General features: G+C 67.3%; 21 protein-coding genes, 1 tRNA gene and 1 pseudogene. 18 read left to right on the forward strand and 5 right to left on the reverse strand.

Annotated features, from left to right (window positions below; translation table 11 throughout):
- Positions 1–5: 5 nt before the first annotated feature.
- Positions 6–479: pseudogene (locus tag AC1DBD_RS09405) on the reverse strand (DUF6314 family protein); the annotation flags it as partial.
- Position 480: 1 nt separating this feature from the next.
- A tRNA-Arg gene (locus tag AC1DBD_RS09410) sits at positions 481–553 on the reverse strand.
- An 85-nt stretch (positions 554–638) separates the two neighbouring features.
- Between AC1DBD_RS09410 and AC1DBD_RS09415 the strand changes: the two genes are divergently transcribed.
- The 6 genes from AC1DBD_RS09415 (at position 639) to AC1DBD_RS09440 (ending at position 6,681) form a co-directional block, all read left to right on the forward strand.
- Positions 639–1,433 (forward strand): DUF998 domain-containing protein, encoded by a 795-nt coding sequence (locus AC1DBD_RS09415; protein ID WP_441418278.1) that lies wholly within the window; start codon positions 639–641, stop codon positions 1,431–1,433.
- A gap of 41 nt (positions 1,434–1,474) precedes the next feature.
- The gene (locus AC1DBD_RS09420; protein WP_476981949.1) at positions 1,475–2,359 is read left to right on the forward strand and encodes a hypothetical protein; all 885 of its coding nucleotides are present in this window, start codon (positions 1,475–1,477) and stop codon (positions 2,357–2,359) included.
- On the forward strand, positions 2,356–3,879 hold the full coding sequence (locus tag AC1DBD_RS09425; RefSeq protein WP_476981950.1) for a PGAP1-like alpha/beta domain-containing protein: 1,524 nt from the start codon (positions 2,356–2,358) through the stop codon (positions 3,877–3,879). The genes AC1DBD_RS09420 and AC1DBD_RS09425 overlap by 4 nt, the downstream gene beginning before the upstream one ends.
- A 40-nt stretch (positions 3,880–3,919) precedes the next feature.
- The gene (locus AC1DBD_RS09430) at positions 3,920–4,333 is read left to right on the forward strand and encodes a hypothetical protein (RefSeq protein ID WP_476981951.1); all 414 of its coding nucleotides are present in this window, start codon (positions 3,920–3,922) and stop codon (positions 4,331–4,333) included.
- Between the two features lie 289 nt (positions 4,334–4,622).
- The gene (locus tag AC1DBD_RS09435; protein ID WP_476981952.1) at positions 4,623–5,156 is read left to right on the forward strand and encodes a DUF7793 family protein; all 534 of its coding nucleotides are present in this window, start codon (positions 4,623–4,625) and stop codon (positions 5,154–5,156) included.
- On the forward strand, positions 5,146–6,681 hold the full coding sequence (locus AC1DBD_RS09440) for a putative bifunctional diguanylate cyclase/phosphodiesterase (RefSeq protein ID WP_476909122.1): 1,536 nt from the start codon (positions 5,146–5,148) through the stop codon (positions 6,679–6,681). The genes AC1DBD_RS09435 and AC1DBD_RS09440 overlap by 11 nt, the downstream gene beginning before the upstream one ends.
- Before the next feature lie 149 nt (positions 6,682–6,830).
- Here AC1DBD_RS09440 and AC1DBD_RS09445 read toward each other — a convergent pair whose 3' ends face one another.
- A complete protein-coding gene (locus AC1DBD_RS09445; RefSeq protein WP_476909123.1) occupies positions 6,831–6,980 on the reverse strand; it encodes a hypothetical protein in 150 nt (49 codons plus the stop codon).
- Between the two features lie 201 nt (positions 6,981–7,181).
- Between AC1DBD_RS09445 and AC1DBD_RS09450 the strand changes: the two genes are divergently transcribed.
- Positions 7,182–8,255: a hypothetical protein gene (locus tag AC1DBD_RS09450; protein WP_476909124.1), complete on the forward strand. Its 1,074-nt coding sequence runs from the start codon at positions 7,182–7,184 to the stop codon at positions 8,253–8,255.
- Between the two features lie 258 nt (positions 8,256–8,513).
- Here the strand turns inward: AC1DBD_RS09450 and AC1DBD_RS09455 are convergent, their stop codons facing one another.
- Complete coding sequence (locus AC1DBD_RS09455) at positions 8,514–9,167, reverse strand: hypothetical protein (RefSeq protein ID WP_476981953.1); 654 nt, start codon at positions 9,165–9,167, stop codon at positions 8,514–8,516.
- A gap of 108 nt (positions 9,168–9,275) precedes the next feature.
- Between AC1DBD_RS09455 and AC1DBD_RS09460 the strand changes: the two genes are divergently transcribed.
- The 10 genes from AC1DBD_RS09460 to AC1DBD_RS09505 all read left to right on the forward strand — a co-directional run bounded on the left by AC1DBD_RS09460 (position 9,276) and on the right by AC1DBD_RS09505 (position 21,891).
- Complete coding sequence (locus tag AC1DBD_RS09460) at positions 9,276–10,148, forward strand: inositol monophosphatase family protein (RefSeq protein WP_476981954.1); 873 nt, start codon at positions 9,276–9,278, stop codon at positions 10,146–10,148.
- A 467-nt stretch (positions 10,149–10,615) separates the two neighbouring features.
- Positions 10,616–13,138 carry a DNA helicase PcrA gene (gene pcrA, locus AC1DBD_RS09465; protein WP_476981955.1) on the forward strand — a complete coding sequence of 841 codons (2,523 nt, stop codon included), beginning with the start codon at positions 10,616–10,618 and terminating at the stop codon, positions 13,136–13,138.
- Positions 13,139–13,193: 55 nt separating this feature from the next.
- Positions 13,194–13,901: a hypothetical protein gene (locus AC1DBD_RS09470; protein WP_476909127.1), complete on the forward strand. Its 708-nt coding sequence runs from the start codon at positions 13,194–13,196 to the stop codon at positions 13,899–13,901.
- A gap of 225 nt (positions 13,902–14,126) precedes the next feature.
- Entirely contained in the window at positions 14,127–15,296 is a 1,170-nt protein-coding gene (sucC, locus tag AC1DBD_RS09475; RefSeq protein WP_476981956.1) for an ADP-forming succinate--CoA ligase subunit beta, read from the forward strand.
- A gap of 12 nt (positions 15,297–15,308) precedes the next feature.
- Positions 15,309–16,211, forward strand: a complete 903-nt coding sequence (sucD, locus tag AC1DBD_RS09480; RefSeq protein WP_441418289.1) for a succinate--CoA ligase subunit alpha — start codon at positions 15,309–15,311, stop codon at positions 16,209–16,211.
- Positions 16,212–16,390: 179 nt separating this feature from the next.
- Positions 16,391–17,119 (forward strand): FadR/GntR family transcriptional regulator, encoded by a 729-nt coding sequence (locus tag AC1DBD_RS09485; protein ID WP_441418290.1) that lies wholly within the window; start codon positions 16,391–16,393, stop codon positions 17,117–17,119.
- 204 nt (positions 17,120–17,323) lie between these two features.
- Positions 17,324–18,673 (forward strand): MFS transporter, encoded by a 1,350-nt coding sequence (locus AC1DBD_RS09490; RefSeq protein ID WP_441418291.1) that lies wholly within the window; start codon positions 17,324–17,326, stop codon positions 18,671–18,673.
- 9 nt (positions 18,674–18,682) lie between these two features.
- Entirely contained in the window at positions 18,683–19,456 is a 774-nt protein-coding gene (locus AC1DBD_RS09495) for an SDR family NAD(P)-dependent oxidoreductase (RefSeq protein WP_476981957.1), read from the forward strand.
- A 63-nt stretch (positions 19,457–19,519) separates the two neighbouring features.
- The gene (locus AC1DBD_RS09500) at positions 19,520–21,022 is read left to right on the forward strand and encodes a four-carbon acid sugar kinase family protein (protein WP_476981958.1); all 1,503 of its coding nucleotides are present in this window, start codon (positions 19,520–19,522) and stop codon (positions 21,020–21,022) included.
- A complete protein-coding gene (locus AC1DBD_RS09505) occupies positions 21,019–21,891 on the forward strand; it encodes an NAD(P)-dependent oxidoreductase (RefSeq protein ID WP_476981959.1) in 873 nt (290 codons plus the stop codon). Before AC1DBD_RS09500 ends, AC1DBD_RS09505 begins: the two co-directional genes overlap by 4 nt.
- A 29-nt stretch (positions 21,892–21,920) precedes the next feature.
- Here the strand turns inward: AC1DBD_RS09505 and AC1DBD_RS09510 are convergent, their stop codons facing one another.
- Positions 21,921–22,676 (reverse strand): ZIP family metal transporter, encoded by a 756-nt coding sequence (locus AC1DBD_RS09510; RefSeq protein ID WP_441418295.1) that lies wholly within the window; start codon positions 22,674–22,676, stop codon positions 21,921–21,923.
- Between the two features lie 240 nt (positions 22,677–22,916).
- Here AC1DBD_RS09510 and AC1DBD_RS09515 point away from each other — a divergent pair, with 240 nt between their 5' ends.
- Complete coding sequence (locus tag AC1DBD_RS09515; RefSeq protein WP_441418296.1) at positions 22,917–23,621, forward strand: GntR family transcriptional regulator; 705 nt, start codon at positions 22,917–22,919, stop codon at positions 23,619–23,621.
- The last annotated feature ends 5 nt before the right edge of the window (positions 23,622–23,626 follow it).

The raw sequence follows: 23,626 nt of genomic DNA on the forward strand, positions 1-23,626 counted from the left end.
AGCACGGATTCGAGCAGCAGATCCTTGGCCGGACCCGTGACATCCCAGCGGTAGCGGAAGTCATCCGGACCGAGCTTGGTGTACCCGACCCGGTACGTGTCGGGATCGCACCAATGCTGGTCCCGGTTGTCCTGGCCGCCGAAGCCGATGCGGTGGAAAGGGCGGCCGTCGGGGAAGAACATGTCCATCGTCGCTGGTGTTGCCGAGGGCTTGAGCAGATACTCGCGCCTTGCCGGGCCTTTAAAGGGTGCACCGCCGGCCGGGTTCCACTGCACGGTGCCTTCTTCGCGGAAGCGGAGGCCGCCGTCGTCGGTTTCAGTGAAACGGACGACGCCGTTAAAGGTGCCGCGGCTGCCGGTGGCCCGGTCCAGCATGGTGCGGTCCACGCTCCAGTTGCCCAGCAGGTAGGCGCGCAGTTCAAAGCGCGGCTCAGCGGGCTGGTCAGGTTCCGGGCCGGCGCCCGGCGTCTGGGAGTCCAAGTGCCCTCGATTGGAATCGAACCAACGACACCGGCTTTAGGAGAGCCGTGCTCTATCCACTGAGCTACGAGGGCGGGCGAACAGGCGGGCGGCCTTCGGCCGGCCCGTCGGGACACGGATACAAGCATACAAGGTGGGCGCGCGTACTACGCTCTTGGCATGACAGCCTCTGCCCCGACGGTTTCCCGGGAGCTCATCTACATCCCCGACGTGGCCTCCGCCCGGTTTTATCTCGGCGCGCTCGCGAAATTGAGCGTGCTGCAGTATTTCGTCGCCGAAGCGGCGGTGATCGGCGCCTGGGCGGGCCGGGAGCCGTACAGCCGGCGCACCGGCTACATCAGCGATCTCGGCGCCCTTGGCTGCGGCGAATTCTCCGGCCGCGACGTCTGCTCGCCGGCGCACCTGCTGATGAATGCCTCGTTCGTGGTGCAGGGGATCGGCATGATGGTCGGGGCGCTGCTGCTCAGCTCGGCCGTGATCGGTGTTGCCGCCCGGGCCGGAACCAGGCTCGCCGTGGCCCCGGGCCGGCGGTCGCCGTCGGCCGCGGCGTTTGGCGCCCGCTCGCTCAGCATCACCGCGGGCGCCGGAACCGTGATCGTGGGACTGGTGCCGGAAGACGCCGGCTCCGGCTGGCACGTGGCCGGAGCGCTCATGTACTTCGCCGCGGGAGGTCTGGCCCTCCTGCTGGTCGGCTGGCTCTGGCGCAAACAGACACCGCTGGGCTGGTTCATCCTTGCCTGCGGCGCGGTCGCCCTGGCCGCGCTCATCGCCGGCGGAGCGACCGGGATGCGGGTTCCGGAACCCGGCACGTTGGAACGGCTGATGGGGTATCCCATCACGATTGGCACGGCGGCACTGGGACTGGTCGTCGCGCAGCGCGTCCGGCAGGAGCTCGTTGTGCGGAAGCGTGCGCGCGTGCAGGGGAGTTCTCCCCATCCCGCCGGTCGCGCCTAGCCAGTAGGGTAAGCGCACGGTCTGAACTATTTGGGGGAATCGTGCTGCAAAGTATTGGGGATCCTGATCTCAACATTTTTGAGATCAGCGGGCTGGCCTGGGCGGTCGCCGTTGACAGGGCGCTGAGGGCACTTGCCGCCGAACCGGAGACCGACTTTGCCGCCTACCAGCAGTCCTCAACCGCCCTGGCGCTGGGCTCGCTGGAGCCGGCGGACACTCGGCGCCTCGACGCGGAACTTCGCGAGGCAGGCATTGTCGACCCGGACGGCACGATGCCGGATCAATGGCTGCTGGCGGTGCTGATTGCCGTCAGTGCCCCGATCCGGGTCACTGTCGTGGCCCGAACCGGGGAGCACTCCGCGCACACCCACCTGGGGCTGGCTGGCGGGCGCGGAATCGCCGTCTCCTACCGGCGGCGGATCCGGACCACGGACGCGGGGACGGCCGTGACCGGGATCCAGGACGTCGTCGAGGTGGCCCTGTTCGAGGAGCAGCACGCCTGGTCCGCCGTGCGACGGATTCTTCCGGGCTTCACGGAGCTCCAGGCCGGCCCAGGCAGCGACCGCGGCCTGGACGGCGCCCGCGGCCTGGACGGCGCCCGCACGCCGGTCAGCCCGCAGCAGCTTCAGGCCGTTGGCAGCGCCGAGCTGCAGCAGGACGTGAAGGACGCCGTCCTGGCCCCGCGCTGCACCGTGCACCTGGACGTGGTGGCGGCTCCGCCCGGGACCGCGCCTGCCTTCCGCGCCGCGGATCTCTGGCACCTGTCGGAAAAGCTCTATTCGGTGCGGACCAGCGGCGACGACGGCGGCCGTTCCCTCGTGATGGTGGATGTTCCGCCGGGGGATGTGGCCAGGGAACTGTTCTGGCGGCTGCTCGGAGCGCGCGAGTTCCTCGCCGGTTCCGCGGGTCAGGCGGCGCAACGATGAGCCTGCACGGAATGGATGTGGAGTCCGGACGCCGGCTCAGCGAAGAACTGGACCGGGCCGGCGAGCGGCTGCTGGCGCTGAGCGCCAGCCTGACCCCCGCCATTGCCGCCGCCCCCTGGGCCGGCCAAGACGGCCAGCGGTTCAAGGATGAATGGGCCGGGCACCGGCAGCGGCTGACCGGGGCGGGAAACGCGCTCAAGGCGGCGTCGGGCGCAGTGCGGCGCAACGTCGAAGAGCAGCTCGAAGCCAGCAACCACGGCGCCGGGGCCGGCGGCCTTTCCGGTGCCGGGGCCGGCGGCGGGTCCGGCGATGCGGGCGGTGCCGGCGGCGGCTCCCTTTTCCACCGACTGGGACTCGACCGGCTGGCGGGCGGCGTTGCCGACACGGCAGGGGATCTCTGGAACCAGGGCGGCAAGGTCCTCAGCACGGTGGGAGCCGCGAGCGACTTCGGCTGGAACTGGCTCCAGGACGGCGCGCCCCTGCCGGTCAGGAACCTGATGGATGCCCAGTCCAACGTGCTGGACCAAGTCGGCCACTATGGAGACATGGGAATGCGGTGGCTGAGCACCGGCGAGCCCCCTTCGCTCACCGAACTCGCATCGAACGGCGTCCTGCTCAGGGCCGGAGTCCTCTCCCTGGCCGCCACCGCGCTGAGCGTGGGTACCTACAACCCGCATCTGCTCGACGATGGTCGGCCGGTGGCTGGCGAGCCGCTCCCGGTTCCGGTCGGAGAACCTGCCGGGACGGACAAGGACGGGCGATTCAACACCCCGGTGCCCTCGACCATCAGTGCGATCCTGCAGACCACCAATGCCGCCTACGGTGACGAAGGCAAACCTGCGACACCCGACGCTGCGGTCCGCATCACCACGATCCACAAGCCCGGGGAACCGGACGCCTACATCGTGAGCATCCCCGGAACCACCCGTTGGTACCCAGACGGCGCTGCCAACGCCACCGACCTGACGGGCAACCTGGAGCTGGCCGGCGGCAACTTGTCCACGGCGTCCCAGGCGGTCCGCCTGGCCATGGAAAACGCAGGTATCCCGGACGGGGCGCCCGTGATGCTGTCCGGCCATTCGCAGGGCGGCATGATTGCCGCCGCCCTGGCGTCGGACAATTCGTTCACCAACCGGTTCAATGTGACGAACGTCGTGACATTTGGCTCCCCGGTGGACTCTGCGCCAATACCGGCCCGCATTGACGTTCTTGCATTGCAGCACGCGGGTGATCCAGTCCCCAAAGTCGACCTCGGGGACCTCACGGTGGGACAGGACGGAAGTGTTTCGGCCAGCCAGGATAACGGCGCGGTCAGGGTCACGCTGCCCAACCCCGCCGTGGCGCCCGGCGTTGCCGGGATCGGCTACCACGACGGCGGCGAATACGTGAAGTCCACCGGCAGCCTTGAGCACCAGGGACCGATCGCCGACTACGCTCAAAGGGAGTCGACCCAGCAGTTCCTGACCACGGACCCCGGCCAGGTCAGCTCCACCGTTTCGAGCATCTCGCGCAAGCAATGAGCGTGAGCAGCCCGACGCCGAACCATAGCGGAAGTTATCGATGAAGAAGCTATTCCACCCCATTGCAGGAGCACTGATCATGGGCATTCTCGCGGCAACACTGGCGGCCTGCGGCCTGGGCGGACCCTCCGAGCCGGATCAGCTGGAGGCCGCCCTGCAGAAAGCCGGAAAGTCCGTCCCGGGCGTGACCGCCGTCCAGGCCGACGCCAACGTCAACACCTCCGGCAAATTCATCACGGTGAAACTGGTCGGTGAAAGTGCGGACAAGGCAGCGCTCACTCAGACGTTGGAACAGGCCATGCCGGCCCTGCTGGACAGCCTCAAGGACGTGGAAGGCGGCACCCTCGGGGTTAGCATTTTTTCGCCCGACCACGCCGTCCATGCCGGCCCCGCCGATCTCGGATACAGCGGCTCAAGCTCGCTGTCGAGTATTCGCGAATACTTCGCCCGGTAATTACGGAATTGCCGCGCCCGCGCAACTGTGGGGCTTTCGGCGATTCTGTGTCGCGGGGGTGTCTTATGTCTCATATATACGCCTACTTGCACTATCATGAGGGCATTCGCCGGAATGTTCCGGTGCCTCGTGCGGGAGAACGGGTCCAGCGCACGCCGAATTGCCGACTTTGTAGTCTGTGGGGGCACATGTCTGATCAGCTGGTTGCGCCGCGCCTGGCAGCGACTTCTTTCGGCGACCCCACCAGTGTCCCTTCGCGGCTGGCCTCTGTCCGTCGGATTGCCATCCGATGACAGTCGAAGCCCCGATTGCCCCGGACGGGCAAATCCCCGAGGAACCGCCGGCAGTCATTGACGCACCCGACGCCGGGACGCCGTCCTCGTCCAGGTCCCGGACAGAGCTCGGCCTGGCGGACTTGGGGCTGGCCGAGCCGGTCATTCCCGCGACGGAAGCCTCCGCGGAGCCCGTCATCGGCGTCCGGCTGCTCGAGGGCGGCATCATTGAAGTCGCGCTCCCGCCGAACCAAGAGATCGAGGGTCCGGAAGCGCGGGTGGCCGGTGAAACAGTCCGGATGCTCGCCGGCGGCGAGAGGGTTCCGGTGCTGCTGGTCATCTCCGGCGTCGTCGGCGTCAGCGTGGAAGCGCGCCAGGTCTACGCCGGTTCCATCGCGGCGTCGGCGTTCGCACTGGTGGGCGAGAGCCCCGTGGACCGTGTCATTGCGCATTACCTGCTGCGCTCAAGAACCGAAACGATCCCGGCGGAGTTCTTCCTTTCGCGGATAGAAGCCCTCAAGTGGTTAAGGCCTTATACGAGTGAAAAGTGATGTTCCAGACCCCCGGCTCCATGCGCTCGTGGAGGGCATTGTCCGGATTGCCAGCGGAGACCTAAGTACCCGGATTCCTCATTCCGGTGCGCGCGACGACGTCGCCGCCGTCATCGCGGGCATCAACCTGATGGCCGATGACCTGCAGACCATTTACCAGGAGCTCGAGGAGCGGGTCGAGAGCCGGACCGCCATGTTGCGCCAGGCCCAGGTTGAGCTCGAGCGGATGGCGCTGACCGATCCGTTGACCCAGCTGGCCAACCGGACGGCGCTGAACTCGGTGCTCAGCCACGCGCTGGCGGAGACGTCCCGCGGCGAGATGCCGCCTGCCCTGCTGATTCTTGACCTTGATTCCTTCAAGGGCATCAATGACACGCTAGGACACAGCGCGGGGGACGATGTCCTGCGCGTGATTGCCCGGCGTCTCCAGGACGCGGTCCGGGTCACCGATACCGTGGCGAGGCTGGGCGGGGACGAATTCGCCGTCATGCTGCCTAAATCCAACCTCGTGCGGGCCCGGCGGGTAGCCAACCGGATCCTGAAGGCGCTCAGTGAGAGCCTGGAGATCGGCGACCTGCGGGTCACGTGCGGCACCAGCATTGGCGTCCGCGTCGCCGAACCGGGCCAGTCCGCCGATGACCTGGTGATGGAAGCCGACACAGCCATGTACGCCGCGAAGGCGCAGCCGCACAGCGGGATCAAGGTCTTCGAACCGGCGCTGTTGTACGCCCGCAGGCTGCAGAGCCTGATGGTCACGGAGATGCGCGAGGCGATCCTCGAGGATCAGCTGACGCTGCATTACCAGCCGGTGGTGGAGCTCGCCACCGGGCGGATCGAGGGCGTCGAGGCGCTGGTCCGCTGGAACCACCCGGAGCGCGGGCTCCTGATGCCGGACCAGTTCATTCCGCTGGCGGAGGAGACTGGGATGATCGTGGAGCTGGGGCACTGGGTGCTGCGCAACGCGGTCCGGCAGCTCCGGGACTGGCAGGACCGGCTGGCGCTGGACAGCGAGTTCTCCGTCCGGGTCAACATCTCCACCACCGAGCTGCAGAACCTCGAGCTCATCGAACACGTCCAGGACATCCTCCGCGAGACGGGTGTGGATGCCGCGAACCTCATCATCGAACTGACCGAGTCCATGGCCGTGACCGGCGGCGACGTGGACAAGTACTCCCTGAGCGGGTTGCGGCAGCTGGGGGTACAGCTCGAGATCGACGACTTCGGCACCGGCTACTCTTCCATCAGCTACCTGCGCAAGCTGCCCGTGAATGTGGTCAAGATCGACAAGAGCCTGATCGACGGGCTCGGGACGGATGCGGAACAGGGCGGCTTTGTCGAAGCTGTGCTGCATCTGATCCATGCGTGCGGGCTCAAGGCCGTGGCGGAGGGGATTGAGACGGCCGAGCAGGCCGAGGAGTTGGTGCGGCTGGGTTGCGCCAGCGGCCAGGGTTACTACTTCGGGCGCCCGGCGCCCGCCGAGGCCGTTGAGGCGCTCATCAGCCAGGACAGCTCGGTTTCGCAGTAGCCACGCAGTGGCGCGGGCGTGCCGGAGTGGCGCGGGCTTGCCGAAGTGGCGAACGACGGCGGCTGGACGGCTGGCTTGTTGACTGGCATGACAAAGGGCGGAAGTTGGAGGTGAATCCGACTCCCGCCCTTTGCGGTTTGCTGACTTGTCTACTTGCGGATGGTGTCCGGCCAGTAGCCAACTGCCACTACGGAGCCCTGTCCCGAGTTGCTGCCGCTGGCTGAGACAGCGGCAGTGGCGGACAGGCCTGCGGCCGCCAAAGCGCCAGCGACGAGGAGTGTAGCAAGGGTTTTCTTCATGTAGGACTCCTGTTACGTGAGAGGCTGATGTGACTCATGTGGTACAGCTTCAGTATATGCGGTAAGAACACGCCAAGGGATAACGATTTCTCCGATTTAGTGAAACCTTGTGATATTCGCGCGTAACTCTTGCGCTTTTACAACGGCGGTGGCTCGCGTGTGCTGTCCGGCTTCGGCTCTCCCGGAACGGATAATTGACCCATGCGACAACAATCAGTCTCGCCGGCGTACGCCGCGGCCGAGCTCCGAGCGCGGGAGCATCGGGGCAACCATGATTTCTCCGAGGCAGCAAAGAGCGCGGGTGTCGCCGCCGACATCGCGTTGAGTGAAGGCGATATTGAATCATGGCGGGCGATGACCTATTTCAGGGCAGAGAGCTACCTGTCGGACGCCAACTTCGAAGCATGCGCTGAGGCTGCCTCGACAATCGTGATGGAGTCCCATACGATCTCCTCGCAGCTGCGGGCGCAGGTCCACGTTCTTGTCGCCAAAGCGCACCAGGGTTCTGGCCTGCTGGAGTCAGCGGCCGCCGAAGCACGGGCGGCTGTTGAACTAACGATCGACGAAGCTGACATCGATTTCAACGTCAAGGCACGGCAGGCCCTAATAGCTGCCCTCGCAGACTCCGGCAAGCTGGAAGAGGCGTGGTCCGAAAGTAAGGGTCTCGCCGCTGTCATCTCCGATGAAGTGGATGAACAACTCGCGGGCAAGGCCTACTGGGTGATTGGCAACGTGGCGTTTCTTTGCGACAACGTAGAGGAGGGCTTGCGCTACCACGAGCTTGCCGCCGCAACTTTTTCGCCGTCCCGGGACCTGGATGTCTGGGCGAAATTCAACAAGGCGTCCGCTGCGATGCGCCTCGCTGCAAATGTCGCCGACCCCGATACTCTGCGGTGCATCGAGCGGGCCGAGTTAGCCACTGACGTCATCGGCGGTAGCGATAACGATTTGCTGCTGTTGCGCCGCAACCGCGCTCATTGGAGTTACCTAGCTGGTGATGCAAAGTCCGCAGTCGACATTCTCGAAGAAATCTGCGAAACCGGGTCAACCACACCGCAAAATACGGGAGATGCCTGCCTTCTTCTTGGGCGGGCGTACCTCGCGACGGGCGACAGGATGGCAGCGCGGCGCGCGCTCGCAGAGGCGGCCGCCCACTTCGCAAGTGCGGGGGCTCCTGACCGTGCCCAGCAGACCCGTGACTTCCTCAAAGCCGAGCTGGGCCGGGCCTCGTTGTGGTCATGGCTGCTCCGAGTCACGGGTTTCGACCGCAGCTAAGCCCGCTTCTGGATATGCCCCTCGCTGGCGTCGTGCAGTGGGCATATAGGGAATATGCTCGTCGGTCGCGGCGAAGAGTGGGCATGTCCCGAGGTCCCAACGCTCTTGGTCCGGCGGGCAGGGTAAGCATGCCCCTCGCCGGCGTCGTGCAGTGGGCATATAGGGAATATACTCGTCGGTCGCGGCCGAGAGTGGGCATGTCCATCGGGGGCCCCGGAGCGGGAAGGCCGTGGATACCCGGCCAAGGATCCCGAACTGCTAGGCCTGGGCGGAACCCGAAGCGCGAGCCCGCGCGGCAGGGGTTTTGCGGCCCAGGAACACTGCCGCGGCGCCGACCACAAGGCTCAGCACCAGCAGGGCCCAGCCAGCCACGGTGAGCCCCGACGCCAAGGCGACTTGGCCGCCGTCGAGCGTGTCAGCGGCCATCATGGCGTCAATTGCCGCGTTTCCCCACAGCCGCACACCCGCGAACAGCAGCGGCACTGCCCACAGCGCCCAACGGAGCGGTTTCCGGGCCACGTTCGTGCCGATCAGCAGCAACCAGGTGAATCCGAAGATCAGCGGAAACAGTGTCCCTGCCGTCTTGTGCACATAGTTGAGCTGTCCGCGGGCGTCCCCGTCCATGGCAGAGCGCAGCTGCTCCACAAAGCCCCGCTCAAAGCCGCCGAGCAGCGAGTCGGGCATCGGTAGGCCGCCGCTGAGCTGGGTGAGCTGGTTCAGGGTCAGCAGGTGGACGTACCAGAACAGGAACAGGCTCGCCACGACGCCCGCAATCAGGATCAGGCTGCTATTGCTCTGGGCCTTCTGTGGGGTCCGGGTGGTGCTGGGATTGATCACCGCGGGCAGATGGTGCTGGGGAACGGCCGCGCTCGCGCCGTGCTTCTTGATCCGCTGGGCGGGTGTCTTGGCCATGGCTCCATTATCGCCCCTCGCCGGCGCCACACCGGCCGGTCCCAGGCAGGGCTACCGTCAACTCGGTCTGTCTGTTCAGCACCTCCGGGCGCCCGATAGGCTGAACGCGTGAGCGAATCAGGCAGCAACGAACTTGTCAGGCACCGGCTCGGTCGGCACAGCACCGCGGAACTCAGCCCCGAACTGGACGACTACCAGCTCGCCGAGGCCTTGGTGCGGGAGGCCGGCAATCTGGCGCTGCTGATGCGGCAGGCAGGACTGGAGGGGCAGCGGAAAACGTCCGTCTCCGACGTCGTGACCGCCGCGGACCACGCCGCGGAAGCCTATGTGCTCGAACAGCTGCAGCGCTGCCGGCCCGACGACGGCGTCCTCGGCGAAGAAGGTGCCTCCGAGCGGGGCAGCAGCGGCCGGACCTGGGTGATCGACCCGGTCGACGGAACCTACAACTTCCTGCACGGCTCAAGCTACTGGTGCTCCGCGATCGCGCTCAAGGATTCATCCGGCCCACTGCTCGGCGCCATCTTCCAGCCGGAGGAAGACAAGCTCTGGCTCGGCGGCGCCGCCCGGAAGGCAACCCTCAACGGTGAGGCGCTGACGAGTTTTCGGCCCCGCGACGCAGGTGGCCTGGGCCGCGCGGAGACGCCGCTCGCCGAGCTTGGCGCCGCCACCTACATCCATCCCACTTGGCTGGCCGACCCGATGTGCGCCATGCCGTGGCACGCTGCGGCAACGTCCGCGGCGGCGCTGCGGATGTTCGGCTCGGGCTCATGCGATCTCGGCCGGGTTGCCGACGGCGAGCTGGACTGCTGGTTCCAGCACAGCTCCCCGGAGTGGGACTGGCTGCCGGGCCAGGCGATCGTGCTCGCCGCCGGCGGCGCCATCGACGTCGTGCGCGTCAACGGACTTGAGTGGTTCGTGGCCGGAGGCGCGACGGCGGTGCGCCAGCTCCGGGCGGCGCTCGAGTCAGGCTCCGTGGGGTAGGCCGCACCGGCGCACGTTCGGCCGGAAGCGACTTGCCTGGTCCTGGTATCACACGAGGGACATGCTCATTCGGGACGTCGGTGCGGAATGGGCAGGCTCATTCCTCAGCTTCACGCGGGGACACAATGGGCATATGTCCGCTGCTGGGCGCAGGCGAGGGGCATGTCCCGCGGCGGACCAGGCGACGTGGACCGTGACGTCGGTAGGAGAGGGGCATGCTCATTCCGGACGGCGGCGGAGGGGCATGCTCATTCCGGACGGCGGCGGAGGGGCATGCTCATTCCTGACGGCGGCGGCGGGGGATGCTCATTCCTGACGGCGGCGGCGGAGGGACACGCTCATTCCTCAGCTTCAGGCATGTACACAATGGGCATATGTCCGCTGCTGGGCGCAGGCGAGGGGCATGTCCGGCGCAGGAGGAGCCGCGGACGGTGCCGTCAGTGGCACCGCCTAGACTTGTTAACACCATGGATATGTTGTTTGACCCCTACGCCGACGGACCCTTCCAAGCTGCCTCGCATCCGGCCGCGCCGGCCAAAGCGTCCGGAAACCCGGGGACCGGAACCGGAATGCCGGACCTGAGGTCACCCGCTTTCGGGGCCCACGGCGGAAGGGGCGCTGGTAACGGTGAGGACTCGGACCGCCCCCAGCTGCCGAACGCGGAAGAGCTGCTGCAGGGACTGAACCCGCAGCAGGAGGAAGCAGTCAAACACGCGGGGAGCGCGCTGCTGATCGTCGCCGGCGCAGGTTCCGGCAAGACCCGTGTGCTCAGCAACCGCATCGCCTACCTGATCGCCACCCGGCGGGCGCACCACGGCGAGATCCTGGCCATCACCTTCACCAACAAGGCAGCCGCGGAGATGCGCGAGCGGATCGAGCTCCTGGTCGGCGGCCGGGCCAAGACCATGTGGATCTCCACCTTCCACTCCTCCTGCGTCCGGATCCTGCGGCGCGAAGCGGCCAACGTCGGCCTGAACTCCAACTTCTCCATCTACGACTCCGCCGATTCGCTCCGCCTGATCACGCTCGTGGCCAAGAACCTGGACCTGGACCCCAAGCGCTTCGCGCCCAAGGCCATCCAGCACAAGATCTCCGCGCTCAAGAACGAACTGATCGACGCGGACAGCTACGCCTCCAGCGCGAACTACAGCGACCCCTTCGAACAGGCCGTCGCCGAAGTCTTCAAGGGCTACACGCAGCGCCTGCGCCAGGCCAACGCGATGGACTTCGATGACCTGATCGCCGAAACCGTCTACATGTTCCGGGCCTTCCCGGCGCTCGCCGACTCTTACCGGCGCCGCTTCCGGCACGTGCTTGTGGACGAGTACCAGGACACCAACCACGCCCAGTACGCCCTGGTGCGCGAGATCGTCGGCGAGGGCCCCGGCGCGGCCGAACTCACGGTCGTCGGCGACTCGGACCAGTCCATCTACGCCTTCCGCGGCGCGGACATCCGCAACATCGTGGAGTTCGAGAAGGACTACCCGGACGCCCGGACTATCAAGCTCGAACAGAACTACCGCTCCACCCAGACCATCCTCAGCGCCGCCAACTCGGTCATCTCCCGGAACCCCAACCGGCCGGAGAAACGGCTCTGGACGGCCGAGGGCGACGGCGAAAAGATCGTCGGCTACGTGGGCGAGAACGAGCACGACGAGGCCCAGTTCATCGCCAAGGAAATCGACCGGCTGCAGGACGAGGGCAACCTCCGCCCCGGCGACGTCGCGATCTTCTACCGCACCAACGCCCAGTCCCGGTCCATCGAAGACGTCCTGGTGCGCGTTGGGCTGCCCTACAAGGTGGTCGGCGGCACCCGCTTCTACGAGCGAAAGGAAATCAAGGACGCCCTCGCCTACCTGCGCGTTCTGGTAAACCCCGACGACGACGTCAACCTGCGCCGCATCCTCAACGAGCCCAAGCGCGGCATCGGCGACCGGGCCGAGGGCGCCGTGGCATCGCTGGCGCAGCGCGACCGGACCTCCTTCATGGCCGCCGCCCGCCGCGCCGAGGAAGCACCCGGCATGGCCACCCGCTCCGTGAACGCCGTGCTGGGCTTCGTCAAGCTCCTCGACGACCTGGCCGAGGTGGCCTCCGGCTCCGGTGCCGCCGCTGCCCTGGAAGCCGTCCTTGAGCAGACCGGCTACCTCGCCACCCTTCGCTCCAGCACCGACCCGCAGGACGAATCCCGGGTGGAGAACCTCGCCGAGCTCGTCGCCGTCGTCCGCGAATACGAGCGCGACAACCCGGAAGGGTCCCTCGGCGCCTTCCTGGAGCAGGTCTCCCTCGTGGCCGACGCCGACCAGATCCCGGACGCCCCCGGGGCGGACATTGACGCCGCGGTCGCCGAAGCCAAGCGGCTCGGCGTCGTCACCCTGATGACCTTGCACACCGCCAAGGGCCTTGAGTTCCCGGTGGTGTTCCTGACCGGCATGGAACACGGACTGTTCCCGCACCAGCGCTCCGCCACCGACCCCAAGGAACTGGCCGAGGAACGCCGGCTCGCCTACGTGGGCCTGACCCGGGCCCGGAAACGGCTCTACCTGACCCGCTCCGAGGTCCGCAGCATGTGGGGACAGAGCCAGTACAACCCCGCCAGCCAGTTCATCGAGGAAATCCCGGCCGAGCTGGTCGAGTGGAAGCGGGAAGGCTCCACCCGCCAGGCCAGCAGCTGGGGGAGCGGCGGATCGATCGGTTCCAGCCGCTACGGCGGGTCCTTCTGGGGCGCCGGCACCGCCCGGGGCGCCGGCGCGGACTCCGCGGCAGGCTTCAACGCGGACGTCCCCGCGGCCATCGCCAAGAACCGGGTGCAGCCGCAGAAAGAGATCGTCGCCGTCAGCGTGGGGGACAAGGTCAACCACACCAGCTTCGGCAACGGCACCGTACTGGCCGTCGAGGGCGCGGGGGACAAGACCGTCGCGAAGGTGAAGTTCGGCGTCGGCGAGAAGCGGCTCCTGCTGCGGTACGCCCCGCTCACCAAGATCGACGCGTGACCGGGGCTCTCAGCCGCCCCGCGGATCCACCGGTAACCGCGCGCCGACAGGCATAATGGAGCGCATGCGACGGACATCTTTGGGGATCCTGGCCGCCTTCCTGGCACTGGCGGCCACGGCGTGCACCGTCACGCAAAAGGACCCGGACTACGTCCCGCCGGCCCCGCTGCCCGCCCTGGAGCAGCTCAAGCAGGCACCCCTGACGGACCCGGCGACATTGGGAGCCGGCCAGGACTCCCTGAGCTTCGTCACCGCGGACCGCAACATCGTTTGTTCACTGACCTCGGCCCGGGGCGAGCACGTCAACCTGCCCTATGAACAGAACGGCTTCGGCGGCAGCGGGAACGGCAAGTTCGCGACCGTGCCGGTGGCCCATTGTGAGCTCGGCGCCTACCCGAAGCCGTCCGCCAAGGACATCCGCGACGACTGCGCCGGCACCGGACTCGGCTACCTGGGCGGCACGGCCCTGCTGACCCCGGCCAAGGCGGTTTACGGGGAGTGCCGCTCCGGCGTCACACAGCAGGAAACCGAATTCGGCCCCAAAGGCACCCGCAACGGTCCGATCTCGCAGCTTCCCGTCCTCGAGGATGGGAAGAACGTCGAGCGCAACGGCCTCCGCTGCTCCGCCTACAACGGCGGTGTAGCCTGCGGAAACGTCTCCGCCGGCGTCGCCTTCTTCGTTGCGCGCGACCGTTACGAGCTGATCTTGCCGGCCCCCAAGGCGGCCTCCGCGGCGCCGTCGGAGGCCCCAAAAACCCCGTAATCTAGCGGTTTTTCTACGCTCAATAGAATAGTGTCCTTACTCACATAACAGGTAGTCTGGGTCGGGCTGGTCCAAACGAAGGACTAGAGTTCAAAAGAGGAGCATTGCGCCGTGTGGCTCGTTTCCAAGCTTGTCGCAGGGTGCGTTTATTCCGCAGCCCGGTAACCGCGAGTACGTGGGGTCCGGCTGTACAGAAACTACTTCGACGTAGAAGGACACTAAACCGTGGACCTGTTTGAATATCAGGCGCGCGATATGTTCGAGGCGCACGGTGTACCCGTGCTTGCTGGCATCGTGGCGCACACCCCTGAAGAAGCAAAGGCAGCTGCCGAGAAGATCGGCGGCGTAACTGTCGTCAAGGCACAGGTTAAGGTCGGTGGCCGCGGCAAGGCCGGCGGCGTTAAGGTCGCCAAGACTGCCGATGAGGCACTCGAGCACGCCACCAACATCCTCGGGATGGACATCAAGGGCCACACCGTCAACAAGGTGATGATTGCCCAGGGTGCCGACATCGCCGAGGAATACTACTTCTCCGTCCTGCTGGACCGGGCCAACCGCAACTACCTGGCCATGTGCTCGGTTGAAGGCGGCATGGAAATCGAGCAGCTCGCCGTCGAGCGCCCGGAAGCCCTGGCGAAGATCGCGATCGACCCGGCCGTCGGCATCGACCAGGCCAAGGCCGACGAGATCGTCGCCGCCGCGGGCTTCGCCGAGGAACTGCGCGGCAAGGTCGCCGCCGTGATCCTCAAGCTCTGGGACGTGTTCAAGAAGGAAGACGCCACCCTCGTGGAGGTCAACCCGCTGGTCAAGACCGGCGCCGGCGACATCGTTGCCCTGGACGGCAAGGTCACCCTCGACGAGAACGCCGACTTCCGCCACCCGAAGCACTCCGCCCTTGAAGACAAGGACGCTGCGGACCCGCTCGAGGCCAAGGCCAAGGCGCAGGACCTCAACTACGTCAAGCTCGACGGCGAGGTGGGCATCATCGGTAACGGTGCCGGCCTGGTCATGTCCACGCTCGACGTTGTCGCCTACGCCGGCGAGAACCACGGCAATGTCAAGCCCGCCAACTTCCTGGACATTGGCGGTGGAGCTTCCGCCGAGGTCATGGCTGCGGGCCTCGACGTCATCCTGGGTGACGACCAGGTCAAGTCCGTCTTCGTCAACGTCTTCGGCGGCATCACCGCCTGTGACGCTGTCGCCAAGGGCATCGTCGGCGCACTGGCCGAGCTGGGCCACTCCGCGAACAAGCCGCTGGTCGTCCGCCTCGACGGCAACAACGTCGAGGAAGGCCGCCGCATCCTGGCCGAGGCCAACCACCCGCTGGTTACCCTGGCCGCCACCATGGACGAGGGCGCCGACAAGGCTGCCGAGCTCGCCAACGCAGCTAAGTAAAGGGACACGACTATGTCTATTTATCTGAACAAGGACTCCAAGGTCATCGTCCAGGGCATCACCGGCGGCGAAGGCACCAAGCACACCGCCCTGATGCTCAAGGCCGGCACCAAGATTGTCGGCGGCGTCAACGCCCGCAAGGCCGGCACCACGGTCCTGCACGGCGATAACGAGATCACCGTCTTCGGCACCGTCAAGGAAGCCATGGCCGAGACCGGCGCCGACGTCTCCATCGTCTTCGTGCCGCCGGCGTTCACCAAGGACGCTGTCGTCGAAGCCATCGAGGCCGGCATCGGCCTGGTCGTCGTCATCACCGAAGGCGTGCCGGTCCAGGACTCCGCCGAATTCTGGGCGCTGGCCCAGTCCAAGGTTGACGCCGACGGCAAGCAGGTCACCCGAATCATCGGACCGAACTGCCCCGGCATCATCACCCCGGGCGAGGCCCTGGTCGGCATCACCCCGGCCAACATCACGGGCAAGGGCCCCATCGGCCTGGTCTCCAAGTCGGGCACCCTGACCTACCAGATGATGTACGAACTGCGTGACCTGGGCTTCTCCACCGCCATCGGCATCGGCGGCGACCCGGTCATCGGCACCACCCACATCGACGCCCTCGAAGCTTTCGAAGCTGACCCGGAGACCAAGGCGATCGTCATGATCGGCGAAATCGGCGGCGACGCCGAAGAGCGTGCAGCCGACTACATCAAGGCCCACGTCACCAAGCCGGTCGTCGGCTACGTGGCCGGCTTCACCGCCCCGGAAGGCAAGACCATGGGCCACGCCGGCGCCATCGTCTCCGGCTCCGCGGGCACCGCCCAGGCCAAGAAGGAAGCCCTCGAGGCTGCCGGCGTCAAGGTCGGCAAGACGCCGTCCGAGACCGCCAAGCTGCTGCGCGAAGTTTACGCGGCACTCTAGGCACCAGCACCAAGGCAACGCGGGGTCACTTGCGGCCCATTCCACTCGGTGGGATGGGCGCGAAGTGACCCCGCGTTTCTTCGTTGAGGCACGACGGCGGCGAGGACCGCCGCCGTCCGTCTAGTAGTGTTTAGGAAAGGCAAAGTGCGCGCTTGGGTGCGCGCAGGCAGGGGATCACGATGGCAGAAACGCGACGGACGCTGGTCGACGTCGTCGTGGACAAAGTCCTCGAGTACATCCTCAGCGGCCAGATCAAGGCCGACGACGCCCTCCCGCCGGAAGCCGACATCGCCAAGGAGTCAGGGGTCAGCCGCCTGACCGCCCGCGAAGCGATGAAGGTCCTCAAGGCGCAGGACGTTGTCTACGTGAAGCGGGGCCTGGGCACCTTCGTGAATCCGCCCGAGCGCTGGACCGGCCTGGACGCGATCATGCGGGCAGCGTCAAGGGGGGTGGCTTCGGACCAGGTGGCACTGCGCCTGCTTGAGGTCCGCCGGATGGTCGAGACCGGCGCCGCCGAACTCGCGGCCTCACGCCACAGCCAGGCCGACCTCGCCGCCATGACGGAAAGCGTCGAGCTGATGGAGGCCGCGCACCACTCGGGCGACGTCGACGCGCTGACCCTGGCGGATATCTCCTTCCACGACACCGTGCTGCGGGCCTCCGGCAACCCGTTCGTGCCCGCCCTGCTCGGCCAGCTTTCGACGCTGCTCTACGCCATGCGGCGGGAGACCTCGGCGTTCCCGGATGTGCAGCGGCACGCGATCCACCACCACAAACTGGTCCTGGCCGCCATTGCCGCCGGCGAGCCCGGCGCCGCGCGCTCCGCGATGGACGCCCACATCACCCAGACCTTCGAGGACTACGAACGCTACCTCGCGGTCTCCAGCCGCGGCGCCGCCGCGAGCTGACCCGCGCGGGCGCTGCGCCGGTTTCGATCCCGCCCGGCTGTTTTACCAATCCTGTTGACGCTGCTCTTTCGTGTGATTAGAATCTCATACAGATATCAGACATCTGATATCTACTTTCGACAAACGATCGCCGCCAGCCAAAGGAGTCTTCATGCGCGCGCACGTCCCTTCCCAGGGCACCCTGATCACCGGTGGAGGCCCGCGATGACCTCCCTGACTGCAGCTCCGGCCCTGAGTGAACTGGGCCAGACCACCCTCCGCAAGGTCCGCCGGCGGCTCATGCCGCTGATTGTCCTGCTGTACTTCGTTGCCTATCTGGACCGCAACAACGTCGGCTTCGCCAAACTTGGCATGCAGGGCGACATCGGCCTCACCGAAGCCGCCTACGGCCTCGGCGCCGGCATCTTCTTCCTCGGCTACGCCCTGCTGGAAATCCCCAGCAACGGCGGCATGTACCGCTACGGCGCCCGCAAGTGGATCGCCCGCATCCTGATCAGCTGGGGCATCTTCGCCACCGCCATGTTCCTGGTCAACGGCGAGACCACCTTCTACATCATCCGCTTCCTGCTGGGTGCGGCCGAAGCCGGATTCTTCCCGGCCATCCTGTTCTACCTGACCCTCTGGTTCCCCGCCGCGCAGCGCGTGACCGTCCTGGGCATCTTCATCCTGGCCCAGCCGATCTCCAACGCCCTCGGCGCGCCGGTGTCCGGCATGCTTCTGGGCCTGGAAGGCGTTGCCGGGCTGCACGGCTGGCAGTGGCTGTACATCATTGAAGGCATCCCGGCGATCGTGCTGGGCCTCATCACGCCCTTCGTCATGACCGACCGGCCGGAGCACGCCAAGTGGCTCAAGCCCGAAGAGCGCGACTGGCTCGCCACCACCATGAGCAAGGAACTGGCCGACAAGCAGAAGTCCGGCAACCACAACTTCCTCGCCGGCCTCAAGGACCCCCGCACCCTGGCCTACTCGGCCCTGTACTTCGGCCTGGTCTGCGGCATCTACGGCCTGGGCCTCTGGATGCCGACCATCGTGAAGGCGCTGGGCAAGTTCGACACCGTCCAGGTGGGCTTCATCGTCTTCATCCCGTACGCCATCGCCGCGGTGTTCGTCTACTTCTGGAGCAAGCGCTCGGACCGCACCGGCAACCGGGTCTGGCACGCCAGCGTCAGCATGGTGATTGCCGCCGTCGGCCTGCTCGGCGCCGGCTACCTGCTCCCGGTCAACGCGGTCCTCGCCATGGTCTTCCTGACCCTCGCAGCGATGGGCATCTACTCGGCGATCGCCCCCTTCCTGGCTATGCCGTCCGCGGCGCTGACCGGTGCCGCAGCAGCGGCCGGCCTCGCCATGGTGAACTCGCTCGGCAACCTGGGCGGCTTCGTCGCCCCGTACATCGTCGGCATCCTCAAGGACGCCACGGGCAACAGCCAGAGCGGCCTGACCTTCCTGGCGGCCTGCCTCGCGATCACCGCCGTCGCCACTTATCTCTACGCCCGCAAGCGTCCGGAAGGTGTCTCCGCCCCCCGGGCGACCGCCCCCGCCGCAGACAGCCATTAGGAACCACTCATGACACAGAGCACTTTCCCCGCCGAACGCACCGTCGTCCTGACCGGCGCCGCCTCCGCCCGCGGCATCGGCCGCGCCACGGCCGACCGGCTGGCCCGCGACGGCTGGTCGATCGCGATCCTGGACATCAACGCCGAAGACGCCAAAGCCGCCGCAGCCGAGATCGGCTCCAACCGGGCCGTCAAGGCGGTCGGCGTCGGCGCCGACGTCTCGGACGAGGCCTCGGTGGACCGGGCCATCACCGAGGTCGAGGAGTCGCTTCCGGCCATCGTCGGCCTGGCCAACCTCGCCGGCATCAGCTCGCCGACGCCGTTCATGGAGACTTCCGTCGCCGAATGGGACAAGGTCTTCGCGATCAACATGCGCGGCACCTTCATCGTTTCGCAGCGGGTCCTCAAGGGCATGATCGAACGCCGGCTCGGCCGGATCGTCAGCGTTTCCTCGATCTCCGCGCAACGCGGCGGCGGAACGTTCTCCAAAGTGGCCTACAGCGCCTCGAAGGCCGGAATCCTCGGCTTCACCCGGGCACTGGCCCGCGAAGTCGGAGAGTTCGGCATCACCGTCAACGCGGTGGCCCCGGGCCCGATCGACACCGACATCATGGGCGGCACGCTGAGCGAGGAGCGCAAGGCCGCCATGTCCGAGGGCATCATGATGGGCCGGGTCGGCACCCGCGACGAAGTCGCGGCGCTCATGGCCTTCCTCCTGAGCGAGGACGCCGGCTACATCACGGCCGCCACCTACGACATCAATGGCGGCCTGCAGGTCTCCTGACCTCCCGGCGCCTCTGGAAGTGCCGTGCGGTTCCGGCCGCACGGCACCCGGAAGGATCACAGCATGACCCACGAAACCTACCCCGCCGGCCATCCCACTGCACACCCAAGCGCCCCGGCCGGGCCCGCACCCGCACCTGAACCCGTGCGCCTGGCCGATGCCCGGCAGCGGATCCGCGACTACCGCGCCGCAACCGGACGGCGGACCGCAGTGCTCGACGACGACCCGACCGGTTCGCAGTCCGTGCACGGCGTCTCCGTCGTCACCGTGCTCGAGGCAGACGAGTACGCCGCGGCCCTTGCACGGCCGGAGTCGACCTGCTTCATTCTGACCAACACCCGCAGCCTCGACGAGGCCGACGCGGTCGCCCTGAACCAGGCGGCCGGCCGGGCCCTGTTCGAGCTCGAGGAGCGGCTCGGCGCGCCCCTGGACCTGGTCAGTCGGAGCGACTCAACCCTCCGCGGCCATGTCATGGCCGAAATCCGCACCCTTGACGCCGTCCGGCGCGAGGTGACCGGGCGCGGGTTCGACGGCGTCCTGCTGGCGCCGTCCTACTTCGAAGCCGGACGCTTCACCGCCGGGGATGTGCACTGGGCCATGGTGGGCGGGGAACCCGTCCCGGCCGGGGAAACCGAGTTCGCCAAGGACGCGACCTTCGGATACCGGTCCTCCGACCTGAAGGATTTCGTCGCGGAGAAAAGCGGCGGCACCGTCGCGCCGGAGCAGGTGCTCAGCATCAGCCTCGAGGACATCCGCCACGGGGGAGAGGACCGGGTCGCGGAGATCCTGCGCTCGGCCAGCGATCTGCAGCTCATCATCGTCAACGCCACCGAGTTCGCGGACCTGGAAATCGTCGTCCTGGGCCTGCAGCAGGTCCAGCGCGAAGGCAAAGTGTTCCTGCACCGCACCGGTCCGTCCTTTGTCCGCGCGCTCGCAGGGCTCGATCCCAAGCCGACCCTGCAGGCGCAGGACATCTGGCCCGACGGCCGCCCGGCCGGCCATGGGCTCGCCGTCGTCGGTTCCCATGTGGGCCAGACGGCACGCCAGGTCGCTGCGGCGCAGGCCCGGGGCGGCGTGACCGAGGTCGAACTGTCCGTCGCCGAGCTCGTCAATCCGGCGGCGCGCGGTGCGCACATTGCAGACACCGCGGCCCGGGTGGTCAGCGCCCTCGCCGACTCCGACGTCCTGCTCTACACCTCGCGGTCGCTGCTCAAGGGCGCCGACGCTGCCGCCAGCCTGGAGATCGCTCGCAGCGTATCCGCGGCCCTGATCGAGGTGGTCCAGGCCGCCCTTCCCGCCCAGCCCGCCTGGGTGATCGCCAAGGGCGGCATCACCTCGCACGACGTCGCCGTGCGGGGCCTCGGAATCAGGCGGGCCACCGTGCTCGGCCAGCTGTTCCCGGGCATGGTCTCGGTGCTCCGGCCCGACGACGCCGCCCCGGGCGTGCAGGGGATGCCGTACGTCGTTTTTGCGGGCAACGTCGGCGACGAGAACGCGCTCGCCGACACCATTGAACTCTTCCGCGGCGCCACGTCCGCGGCACCAGGAAAGGAAGTAACCCCATGACCAAGGTCGGATGGATCGGGCTGGGCGCGATGGGCGGACCGATGGCGGTCGTCCTTGCCGAAGCCGGACACGAGGTCGCCGCCTTTGACGTTGCCGAAGGCCGGGCGCAGTCGCTGGCAGTTCCCGGCCTGACACCGGCGGCCACGGCCAAGGAGGCGGTGGCCGAGGCCGACGTCGTCGCCCTGATGGTCGCGACGCCGGCCCAGGCCGATGCGGTGCTCTTCGGCGTGGACGACCTCGCTGCGGCCCTGCGTCCGGGCACCGTGGTCCTCCTGATGGCCACCGTCGGTCCAGCCGCGGTGGTGTCGCTGGCTGAGCGGCTGGCGGCGTTCGACGTCGAACTGGTGGACGCCCCGGTTTCCGGCGGCACCAAGCGCGCCGCCACCGGCGAGCTGCTGATGATGGTCAGCGGCTCCGAGCGGGCCCTGGCGGTGGTGCGGCCGCTGCTGGACGCGATGGCAAGCTCTGCCCCCGTGGTGGGTGCGAACGTTGGCGACGGTCAGAAGGTGAAGCTCGTCAACCAGCTGCTGTGCGGCGTCCACATCGCCGTGGCCGGGGAGGCCCTGGCCTTCGCCGAGGCCCTGGGCCTGGACCCGAAGCAGACCTGGGAGGTGCTGCGTTCGGGCGCCGCGGCGTCGTTCATGTTCGATGACCGGGGCTCCCGGATGGTGGACCCGGACAACACCGAGGTCCGCAGCGCCCTGGACATCTTCGTCAAGGACATGGGGCTTGTGGTCGAGGCGGCGCGGGACAGCACCTACCCGGCTCCGCTCGCCGCCGCGGCCGAGCAGCTCTACCTCAGCGGCCGGCGTAAGGGGCTCGGCCGGCGGGACGACTCTTCAGTGATCGACGTGCTGCGCGGGCACTAACGTTGACTGCCGGCGGGCCGGGGGAGTGTTCAGCCCCCGGCCTGGCTGATGGTGAAGGCCGCCAGGAAGCCCACAGCTGCAATGAGGCCCGTCAGGACATGGTGTTCCTCGAAAGCCTCCGGGATCATGGTGTCGGCCAGCATGGCCAGAATCGCGCCGGCGGCGATTGCGGTGATGAAGGCGACCATCTCTGCCGGAGCGTTTTGCAGGCTGGCATAGCCGATCAACGACGCCAGCCCGGAGATGAGGGCAATGCCTCCCCACACGCCAAAGACGTACCCGGCGCTGCGTCCGGATTTTTTCATCCCCGCTGTGCTGGATAGCCCTTCGGGGACGTTGGAGATGAACACAGCTGCGAGCACGGCCGTGCTGACCGATCCTCCTGAGACGAGACCGAGCCCCAGGACGACGGATTCGGGAATCCCGTCCAGTAAGGCTCCGATGGCGATCGCGGTGCCGCTGCCCGGCTTGTCCTTTTCAGAGGGTTGCTTTCCGCCGGAGCGTTTCCTGTGTTTGGCTCCTCGCCGGGCCAGCAGCGCGTTCGCCCCAACATAGACCAGTGCTCCGGCAAGGAATCCCGCCACGGTCGGCCAGAGACCGCCGCCCTTTTCGGCTTCATCGACGAGGTCAAACGACAGGGCGGAGATGAGGACTCCGGCCCCAAAAGACATGATGGAGGAGACGACTTTGGGGGCGATCGTCCACTTCCAGGCAATGGCCGAACCCAGAACCAGCGCTGCGCCCGCCACGGTTCCCCATAGCAGGGCCTGCACCCATGTGGGCATCTTGTTCCACCTTCCATTCTTTCCATCACGATGACGCCATGGCCGGCACGGCGCAGCGACCCGGCGCGCCGCAAGTCGACCCAGTCACCGCTGAGCGCTGCCGCACCCCGGTCATGACAATATAAGCATGCTTTCTAAGTTGCGCCGTCGCCGGTCCCGGCGACGGTATAGCCGGGGGAGCGATCCCGGAAAGGCTTACGGCCGGCGTCCCGCGGGGCGGGGCGGCTATAGGATTCCAGTATGGCAATCAAGGATCCGGCCGCACGCGGCGTCAGCAGGCAGGTCCTCGCCGACCACGTCTACGAAGCGCTTCTCATCGCCTTGATGGACGGCCGGCTCGAAGCCGGCACCCCGGTCAGCATCGACGGGATGGCCCGGGAACTGGACGTCTCGCCGACGCCCGTGCGCGAGGCGCTGGCCCGGCTGGAAGCCACCGGCATGGTGCGCCGGACCGCCCTGCGCGGCTACCGGGTGGCGCCGCTCTTCACCGCGGACGAACTGGCGGACCTGATGGACGCGCGCCTGGTGATCGAACCGGCCAACGCCTTCATGGCCTGCAGCCATGCCGACGCCGACCTCACCGCCCAGCTGGCGCAGGCCATCGACGACCTCAAAGCCGCGCCCCGGGGGCCGTCCTTTTCCGAGTTCCGCGCCTACTGGGAGGCTGACGAACGGTTCCACCGGCTCATCGCGGAGCACGCGGACAACCAGTTCCTGCTCTCCGCGTACAACGCGCTCGGCGGACAGGTGCAGCGCTTCCGCTTCTTCGGCGGCCTCGGCGTCACCGACGCCGACTTTGCGATCGCGGAGCACACCGAGATCCTGCGGGCCTTTGAGGCCGGCGACGCCGACCTGGCGCGGAAGAAGATGATCGCGCACATCGAAGGCGTCAAGCAGCGTTCCCAGCACGACAGCGAAGTACACGACAGCGAAGTGCGCAGCTAGGCCCA

Source organism: Arthrobacter sp. 10T419, from assembly GCF_056394105.1.

Coding starts and splice junctions, on each gene's coding strand:
- AC1DBD_RS09415 (WP_441418278.1), top strand. CDS start 639: ATGACAGCCTCTGCCCCGACGGTTTCCCGGGAGCTCATCTACATCCCC.
- AC1DBD_RS09425 (WP_476981950.1), top strand. CDS start 2,356: ATGAGCCTGCACGGAATGGATGTGGAGTCCGGACGCCGGCTCAGCGAA.
- AC1DBD_RS09430 (WP_476981951.1), top strand. CDS start 3,920: ATGAAGAAGCTATTCCACCCCATTGCAGGAGCACTGATCATGGGCATT.
- AC1DBD_RS09435 (WP_476981952.1), top strand. CDS start 4,623: ATGACAGTCGAAGCCCCGATTGCCCCGGACGGGCAAATCCCCGAGGAA.
- AC1DBD_RS09445 (WP_476909123.1), bottom strand. CDS start 6,980: ATGAAGAAAACCCTTGCTACACTCCTCGTCGCTGGCGCTTTGGCGGCC.
- AC1DBD_RS09450 (WP_476909124.1), top strand. CDS start 7,182: ATGCGACAACAATCAGTCTCGCCGGCGTACGCCGCGGCCGAGCTCCGA.
- AC1DBD_RS09455 (WP_476981953.1), bottom strand. CDS start 9,167: ATGGCCAAGACACCCGCCCAGCGGATCAAGAAGCACGGCGCGAGCGCG.
- pcrA (WP_476981955.1), top strand. CDS start 10,616: ATGGATATGTTGTTTGACCCCTACGCCGACGGACCCTTCCAAGCTGCC.
- AC1DBD_RS09470 (WP_476909127.1), top strand. CDS start 13,194: ATGGAGCGCATGCGACGGACATCTTTGGGGATCCTGGCCGCCTTCCTG.
- sucD (WP_441418289.1), top strand. CDS start 15,309: ATGTCTATTTATCTGAACAAGGACTCCAAGGTCATCGTCCAGGGCATC.
- AC1DBD_RS09485 (WP_441418290.1), top strand. CDS start 16,391: ATGGCAGAAACGCGACGGACGCTGGTCGACGTCGTCGTGGACAAAGTC.
- AC1DBD_RS09490 (WP_441418291.1), top strand. CDS start 17,324: ATGACCTCCCTGACTGCAGCTCCGGCCCTGAGTGAACTGGGCCAGACC.
- AC1DBD_RS09495 (WP_476981957.1), top strand. CDS start 18,683: ATGACACAGAGCACTTTCCCCGCCGAACGCACCGTCGTCCTGACCGGC.
- AC1DBD_RS09500 (WP_476981958.1), top strand. CDS start 19,520: ATGACCCACGAAACCTACCCCGCCGGCCATCCCACTGCACACCCAAGC.
- AC1DBD_RS09505 (WP_476981959.1), top strand. CDS start 21,019: ATGACCAAGGTCGGATGGATCGGGCTGGGCGCGATGGGCGGACCGATG.
- AC1DBD_RS09510 (WP_441418295.1), bottom strand. CDS start 22,676: ATGCCCACATGGGTGCAGGCCCTGCTATGGGGAACCGTGGCGGGCGCA.
- AC1DBD_RS09515 (WP_441418296.1), top strand. CDS start 22,917: ATGGCAATCAAGGATCCGGCCGCACGCGGCGTCAGCAGGCAGGTCCTC.